9 protein-coding genes and 1 pseudogene are annotated in these 7,355 nt (G+C 35.3%); 8 read left to right on the forward strand and 2 right to left on the reverse strand.

All coding sequences use genetic code 11. The features are described from left to right. From ACFPOH_RS07615 to istB, 3 genes are all read left to right on the forward strand, one after another. Positions 1 to 535, forward strand: a 535-nt coding sequence (locus ACFPOH_RS07615; RefSeq protein WP_390309320.1) for an IS66 family transposase, incomplete at its 5' end; no start/stop codon positions are given. A gap of 304 nt (positions 536 to 839) precedes the next feature. After that, positions 840 to 1,112 (forward strand): hypothetical protein, encoded by a 273-nt coding sequence (locus tag ACFPOH_RS07620; RefSeq protein ID WP_390309321.1) that lies wholly within the window; start codon positions 840 to 842, stop codon positions 1,110 to 1,112. Then, entirely contained in the window at positions 1,109 to 1,867 is a 759-nt protein-coding gene (istB, locus tag ACFPOH_RS07625; protein WP_390309322.1) for an IS21-like element helper ATPase IstB, read from the forward strand. The genes ACFPOH_RS07620 and istB overlap by 4 nt, the downstream gene beginning before the upstream one ends. A 51-nt stretch (positions 1,868 to 1,918) precedes the next feature. Here the strand turns inward: istB and ACFPOH_RS07630 are convergent. After that, positions 1,919 to 2,164 (reverse strand): annotated as a pseudogene (locus ACFPOH_RS07630) (transposase); the annotation flags it as partial. A gap of 361 nt (positions 2,165 to 2,525) precedes the next feature. Beyond that, positions 2,526 to 2,762: a DUF3953 domain-containing protein gene (locus ACFPOH_RS07635; protein WP_390309326.1), complete on the reverse strand. Its 237-nt coding sequence runs from the start codon at positions 2,760 to 2,762 to the stop codon at positions 2,526 to 2,528. A gap of 741 nt (positions 2,763 to 3,503) precedes the next feature. Between ACFPOH_RS07635 and ACFPOH_RS07640 the strand changes: the two genes are divergently transcribed. The 5 genes from ACFPOH_RS07640 to ACFPOH_RS07660 all read left to right on the forward strand — a co-directional run bounded on the left by ACFPOH_RS07640 (position 3,504) and on the right by ACFPOH_RS07660 (position 6,831). Continuing rightward, positions 3,504 to 4,064, forward strand: coding sequence for a sulfurtransferase TusA family protein (locus ACFPOH_RS07640; RefSeq protein ID WP_141603362.1), 561 nt, complete (start codon positions 3,504 to 3,506; stop codon positions 4,062 to 4,064). 19 nt (positions 4,065 to 4,083) lie between these two features. Beyond that, positions 4,084 to 4,479, forward strand: a complete 396-nt coding sequence (locus ACFPOH_RS07645; protein WP_390309323.1) for a DsrE/DsrF/DrsH-like family protein — start codon at positions 4,084 to 4,086, stop codon at positions 4,477 to 4,479. A gap of 84 nt (positions 4,480 to 4,563) precedes the next feature. Beyond that, positions 4,564 to 5,691, forward strand: coding sequence for an MBL fold metallo-hydrolase (locus tag ACFPOH_RS07650; protein WP_340705157.1), 1,128 nt, complete (start codon positions 4,564 to 4,566; stop codon positions 5,689 to 5,691). 67 nt (positions 5,692 to 5,758) lie between these two features. Continuing rightward, positions 5,759 to 5,941: a sulfurtransferase TusA family protein gene (locus tag ACFPOH_RS07655; RefSeq protein ID WP_390309324.1), complete on the forward strand. Its 183-nt coding sequence runs from the start codon at positions 5,759 to 5,761 to the stop codon at positions 5,939 to 5,941. A 113-nt stretch (positions 5,942 to 6,054) separates the two neighbouring features. Next, complete coding sequence (locus tag ACFPOH_RS07660; protein WP_390309325.1) at positions 6,055 to 6,831, forward strand: sulfite exporter TauE/SafE family protein; 777 nt, start codon at positions 6,055 to 6,057, stop codon at positions 6,829 to 6,831. The last annotated feature ends 524 nt before the right edge of the window (positions 6,832 to 7,355 follow it).

Below are 7,355 nucleotides of genomic sequence, written 5' to 3' on the forward strand. Positions count from 1 at the left end.
TGCAGAAGGAATTCAATTCTGTAATCAATTATTCCAGATTGAAAGACAAATCAGTGAAAAATTTGAGAACTGTACTCCCGAACAGCGCAAAGAATACCGTCTTGAACACAGTAAACCTGTGTTAGACTCTTTTTTGGCATGGCTAAAAACAAAACGCCCTCAAGTTCCCCCAAAAAGCAAATTGGGAGAGGCAATTACATATTGTATAAATCAATGGAGTAAGCTCATAGTGTTTTTAGAAGATGGTCGACTTGAAATCGATAATAATCGTGCGGAACGATCGATTAAACCATTCGTGATGGGCCGGAAGGCATGGCTATTTGCACAATCGATGAAAGGTGCATCAGCCAGCGCTATTATTTATAGCATTGTCGAAACAGCTAAAGAGAATCAATTAAATCCATTGAACTACTTAACCTATCTTTTCGAACAATTACCATTGATAGATCACAATGATGTAGAAGCCATCGATCAACTCCTTCCCTGGTCGAAGACAATTCCAGAAGAATGTCGCGTACCAAATAAAACTAAATAGAGCATATAATAAACGCCCACGAAAAAACACGTGGGCGTTATTTTACGCTTACGTTAATATTTCTACAAAAGATGGGTACTTATATATTTACGCATCTGAAAATGGCCTATTAATCGCAAAACATAAAATCAGTCCTGGAAAGGGCAAATTAATTCAGGACAGACATCATACCCGAGATCGTTCCAAAGGAATCGATGCATTATTAGAAACTGTGGCAAGTTATTTTGATGATTATGAATTAGCCAAGTCATATTTAGCAGAAATCCGAACCAAATACCCAAGGTATGTTCGGGATCAATTCCAAATGATATTAAGAATCGTAAAAAGTACCGAACAGCAAGCAATTATTGAACAAGCATTAACAGCATGTTTTCAAAAGAAGCTTTTTAGTGCAACAGATTTTGTCGATATGGTTAAGTATATTGAACGGCAACGACAAGTTTACATTACAAAAAGTGATAAACAGTGTAATGTGCCGATAAAACCTTTAGATGTTCAAAATGAATCGATTTACTATATATCAACACCACAAAGGGATATCGATGAATACTTAACTGTATTGGAGGCTGACAAATGAGTGATTTAAGTATAGCTCAAGAACGTTTAAAATCATTGCGTATGTCGGAAGCATCTCAATATTTACCTACGCTAGTTAAAGAGGCCGAAATGCATGATAAATCTTATTTAGGTTTTTTAAACAGTATTTTAGAATACGAGCAAAAACGAAGAGAAGAAAAACTACTTGAAAGAAGATTAAAATGGGCTGCTTTTCCAAGTCACAAAACACTAGATGAATTCAATTTGGATGAACAGCGGTCATTAAGTAGAAAACAGCTTAATCAATTAAAAGAATTAACTTGGATCGAACAGCTTTACAATATAATCTTTCTGGGACCACCTGGGGTGGGTAAAACTCATTTGGCCATAGGTTTAGGATTAGAAGCAATTCATCAAGGATATAAAGTAATGTTTATATCGATGGGTGATTTAGTCCATACACTAAAAACAGAAGAAATTTCAAGAAAATCAAAGACACGAATGAAGAGAATACGCGATGCAAATTTGTTAATTATTGATGATTTAATGTTTATGGCCATGGATCAACATGAGGCTAATCTATTTTTTCATCTAATTAATGATTTATACAATAAATCTTCAATTATACTAACCTCCAATAAGGCACCCAAAGATTGGGGTGAATTATTGGGGGACCCTGCGATAACAACAGCTATATTGGATAGAATCATTCATCGAGCTGAGATCATTCACTTAAATGGTGATAGTTATCGAATGAAACATAGAACCTCTATTTTTGAATCATCAAAAGTGTAAAAAATAATTTATCAAAAACTGTAACATTTTACTTGACGCTCACACCACTTTAGGGAAAACTTCTTGGATTAAGGAAATATAAGGGCTGTACATATCGATGACAATCGTTTTTACCGCATCTCTCGCCTTCTTGGAATACCGTAAGAAATACTCTTTGAGGACATGTAATCTCCGGTCCTCCACGATATCCACAATCTCCCCCGTTTCAGAGTCGCAGAAAATAAAGGACATCGCTCCAGCTGCGGATTTCACTGATTTAAACTCATCAAAACACAAATGCTTTGGAAGGTAGTGAACATTTGGTTGATAGTAGCTTTTTTGATCGTTTCGGTAGAACAAAAATTTTCATCAAATGTGATATTTTTGTCTTTTATATTGAGTAGGTTTCGTATAGAATGATGGTGAGACATGTGACACAACTCCTTTGGAAAATGAGGTTTTGTTCGATTACATTTTACCAGAGTTTGTCACATGTCTCGTTTTTTGTGTAAAAAAATGGTGCTGGTTGTATCCACCAACAGCAAATATTATAGAGCCTGCATTTTTCCTTTGCAAAGCTCTGCACTTTTATTTTGCCATACACAACAGCTATGTGAAAGAAAAGGCGTAGAAATTATTGTGTTTTTGTCAATATAAAAAAGGATTTAGCGTTTACAATTTAAAAGAATGAAATACATGTTACGAAAAACAAAAATATCGACACAATGATAGAAAAAATGCTAACCCCTTGACTTTTTTTATTCTTCAAGTTTTCAAACCCCAATATTAAGAAAAATACCCCGAGGAAGAAAATAGACAAGAAGTTATATGAATAATCATTCGTGACTAAGCCGTATGATGAAATTCCAATTACAATTAAAGCAAGTAATATTTTTAGCCATTTCAATCGTATCACCCTTAAGTGGAATGATAAATAAAGGGAATTAAAAAATATATGATTTTTCAATAAAGTTTGATATTTTTCCAATTTTACTGTTTTGGGCAATTAAAAAATGCATGAAATGGCAATTAAATTTATTCGATATCTTGAATAATTATTCGCATCTATAATCGCTTGACATGGAGCCTTTGCGGGCATGATTTCTTGCAAAGGGGGCAAGCCATAATTATATTTGGACTTTGCAAGGCAAAGTAGCCTATCATGCCCGCCATCATGTAAAGCGTCAAATATGCAAAAATTTATGCATAACCTTAATTGCCAAACACTACAAAAATTAATTACCATCAACAATTTTACGACTTGAATAGAGAATTCCCTTCTTTTAAGGGCTACATTTCCTTTACGGAATTGTACAAAAGTATTGGAAATTTTAGTTAATCTTTTAAAAACAGTAAAAATAATATTTAAGCGTTGACATTATACCCTAATGGGTATATGATATCGTTAGAGTAACAAAGAAAGGGAAAAGGAGGTTTCAAATCATCTATCTTAAGATAATGTATTGTTGTCAATTCAAGTTTTGCTCTAATTTGTGTTGGAGTTCTATTCAACATTAGAAGAAAAAACAATTTCTGTAATAAAATATTTATCCATACATGAAGAAAAAAGATTCCATGACGGCAAATTTTTGATTTTATATTCAACAAAAAATTTTTCTAAAATAAAATACCCTATTAGGTATTTGGAGGTTTTGAGATGTCGATAAAGGCACATGTACAGTTAGATTGTACGGGGCTTTCATGTCCAATGCCGATTGTGAAGACGAAAAAGGCAATGGAAGGTATCGAGGAAGGCCAAGTATTAGAAGTGAAAGCGACCGATAAAGGTTCAATTGCCGACTTAAAAGCATGGTGTGACAGTGTTGGACATCAATATATCGGTATGTTTGAAGAAAATGGCGTGCTGTTTCATTACATTCGTAAATGTAATGAGCAAGTTGTTGAAAAGAAATTTGAACATACAATCTCGAATGATGAAGTTCTGAGTCGAGTGAAAAATGGCGGAATTCTTCTAGATGTTCGAGAAGAAGTGGAATACGCTTTTGGTCATATTGAAGGCTCCATATCCATTCCAATGGGGGAATTAGAAGACCGTTTAGATGAATTAGACAAAGACAAGGAAATCTATGTCATTTGTCGAACAGGTACACGCAGTGATTTAGCTGCTCAAAAATTAGTAGAAAAAGGTTTTACAAAAGTTTATAACGTCTTACCAGGAATGAGTGCTTGGAAAGGCGATTTAATAAAAAAATTATAAATTCGGAGGGGTTTGAAAAATGTCTAATAAAGTTGCAATTATTGCAAGTAATGGTGGATTATTTGATGCATATAAGGTATTTAATATCGCAACGGCAGCAGCTGCTACAGAGAAAGAAGTAGCGATCTTCTTTACATTTGAGGGTCTGAACTTGATTCATAAAAAAGCGATGAAACAATTGCCACTTCCAGAAGGAAAAGAACATTATGCAGAAGGATTTGCGAAAGCAAATGTTCCAAGTATTCCGGAATTAGTAGAAATGGCAAAAGAGATGGGAGTAAAATTAATCGCTTGTCAAATGACAATGGATGTTATGAATTTAACGAAAGAAGACTTTATTGATGGAATTGATGTAGGTGGCGCAGTTACATTCCTTGAGTTTGCAAAAGATGCTGCACCAACATTAACGTTTTAATCATTTGTTTTATTCCATTCTTTAGTGGAAGGGATTACTCTTCCACTTCAAATGACAAAAATATACCTGCAGGGGGTAAGTGGAATGGCAGTTCAAAAAATGACATCAGCACAAGTAGCTCGTAAAGTAATCGAAAATCAACCATTATTTATTTTAGATGTACGAAACAGAGAAGATTTTGAAGATTGGAAAATTGAAGGACACCGATTTGAATATTTAAATGTACCTTACTTTGAATTATTAGATGGTGTGGAAGAAATTCTTCCAAAATTACCGTCCGATCAAGATATTTTAGTTGTTTGTGCGAAAGAGGGCTCTTCTGTCATGGTTGCGGAAATGCTTTCAGATGCAGGATACGATGTGTACTACCTTGAGGGTGGTATGAAAGCTTGGAGCTCTTACCTCGAGCCAATTAAAGTAGGTGATTTGACTAATGGAGGTGAACTGTATCAATTTGTTCGTCTAGGGAAAGGCTGCTTATCTTATATGGTCATTTCTGATGGTGAAGCCGCCATTATTGACGCAGTTCGTTTTAAAGATGTGTTCATCAACTTTGCGAAAGAAAAAAATGTGGAAATTACCCACGTATTTGATACACACTTACATGCGGACCACATCTCCGGAGGACGCCATATTGCAAAGGAAACAGGGGCGAAATATTATTTACCACCAAAAGATGCAGATGAGGTGGTTTATGAATATAATCCATTGGAAGATGGTTTAACAGTGAAGGTTGGGAATTCCAAAATTGAAGTAGGCGCTCTGTATTCACCAGGTCATACAATTGGTTCAACTTCCTTCATCGTAGATAACAAGTATTTATTAACAGGAGATATTTTATTCATTGATTCCATCGGTCGACCTGACTTAGCAGGACGTGCTGAGGATTGGGTAGGCGATCTTCGCGAAACGCTTTATCGCCGTTATCGTGAGTTAGCGGAAGATTTAATTGTATTGCCTGCACACTTCATGATTATTGATGAGTTGAATGAAGATGGAACAGTTGCAAAACGTTTAGGGGATCTATTTGCGGAAAACCATGGTTTAAATATTGAAAGTGAAGAAGAATTCCGTAAGACAGTAACAGAAAACTTGCCACCACAACCAAATGCATACCAAGAAATTCGTCAAGTAAATATGGGGAAATTGACACCAGACGAAGAAGAACAAATGGAAATGGAAATCGGTCCAAACCGTTGTGCGGTACGTTAATTATGAAACAGGTGGGGAGAATGATAAACTCCCCCTTTTTAATGAGAATTAAAAAGGAGCGTTTGAAATGGAAGTCAATCAAGTGTTAGATGCAAAAGGATTATCTTGTCCACTCCCGATTGTACGGGCAAAAAAAGCAATGGATACGTTAGCGACAGGTCAAGTGTTAGAAGTGCATGTGACAGACAAAGGCGCACTATCTGACTTTCCTGCTTGGGCTAAATCAAGTGGACATGAAATATTAGATTAATCGATTGAAGCGGATGTAATCAAATTCATTATTAAAAAGGGATAACGAATCGATAAAGAGGAGAGGTGACATTCGGGAGAGGGTGTCACCTCTTCTGGAAAGAAGGTATCAACATGGACATTGCTTGGATTCTAACCATATTTGCAATAGGATTTGTTGGGTCATTTATCTCAGGGATGGTTGGAATTGGTGGATCGATTATTAAATATCCAATGCTTTTGTATATCCCTTCTTTATTAGGCTTTACCGCATTTACAGCTCATGAGGTATCTGGGATAAGTGCTGTACAAGTATTCTTTGCTTCTCTTGCTGGTGTTTGGGCATATCGAAAAGGTAACTTTTTAAATAAATCCCTTATTTTCTATATGGGAAGTGGAATTTTAATAGGAAGTATCATCGGAAGTTTTGGTTCATCCTATTTTTCGGAACAAGGTGTTAACATTGTATACGGAATCTTGGCGTTAATCGCCGGAATTATGATGTTTATTCCAAAGAAGCAAATTGATGATATCCCGTTAGAACAAGTCACTTTCAATAAACTACTTGCAACGATTTTATCTCTCATAGTGGGAATTGGTTCAGGGATTGTTGGAGCAGCCGGTGGTTTCCTCCTTGTACCGATAATGCTTGTCGTATTAAAAATACCAACTCGCATGACCATTGCAACAAGTTTAGCTGTTACGTTTATTTCATCGATAGGAAGTGCAGTAGGGAAACTATCAACAGGGCAAGTAGATTACTTGCCAGCCATTATTATGATTGTCGCAAGTATGATTGCGTCACCTTTAGGAGTGAAAGTTGGTAAAAAAATGAACACTGCTATTTTGAAGTGGATTCTAGCGATTCTCATTATCGGTACAGCTATTAAAGTATGGATGGATATACTATAAAAACAAGTTACATGAACAATGGGAAAAATCTTATTGAATCAATCAAAAAAATTTTAGACTTCCCAAAGGTATTATGAGATAGATTTTAGTAATAAATAAATAGAAAGAAGGAAATGGGATACTATGAGATCGTCACTTTGACGGTCTTTTTGTATGTTTAAGAACTAATTAATAGAAGATTTTTTGAGAGATAATCTAATTTTAGTTAAAGTTTTTTCTAAGAGCCTTGTAAAAGAAGAACATATTAGCCTATAACTCGAAAAAAGGTTCCATATTAGTGAAAGCCCTCATTTAACACCAGAAGCTTCAAACCGACTAATTTCATCATTATAAGGAGAAAATAGTTGTTGCCACTAAGTCTTTTTGTAAGAGGAAAGAATCCTTTATTCTTAATATTTGGATCTACGTCAAGTTTTTGGACACAAAAAGATTAAGTTTTTTTGCACAACAACCATTCATGGATTGTTCCACATCCCAAGTAGATTGTCAAAGTGAAAAGAGCCTTTGACAATCTACTTGGGACG

The organism is Ureibacillus suwonensis, from assembly GCF_042655065.1.
Lineage (GTDB): Bacteria > Bacillota > Bacilli > Bacillales_A > Planococcaceae > Ureibacillus > Ureibacillus suwonensis.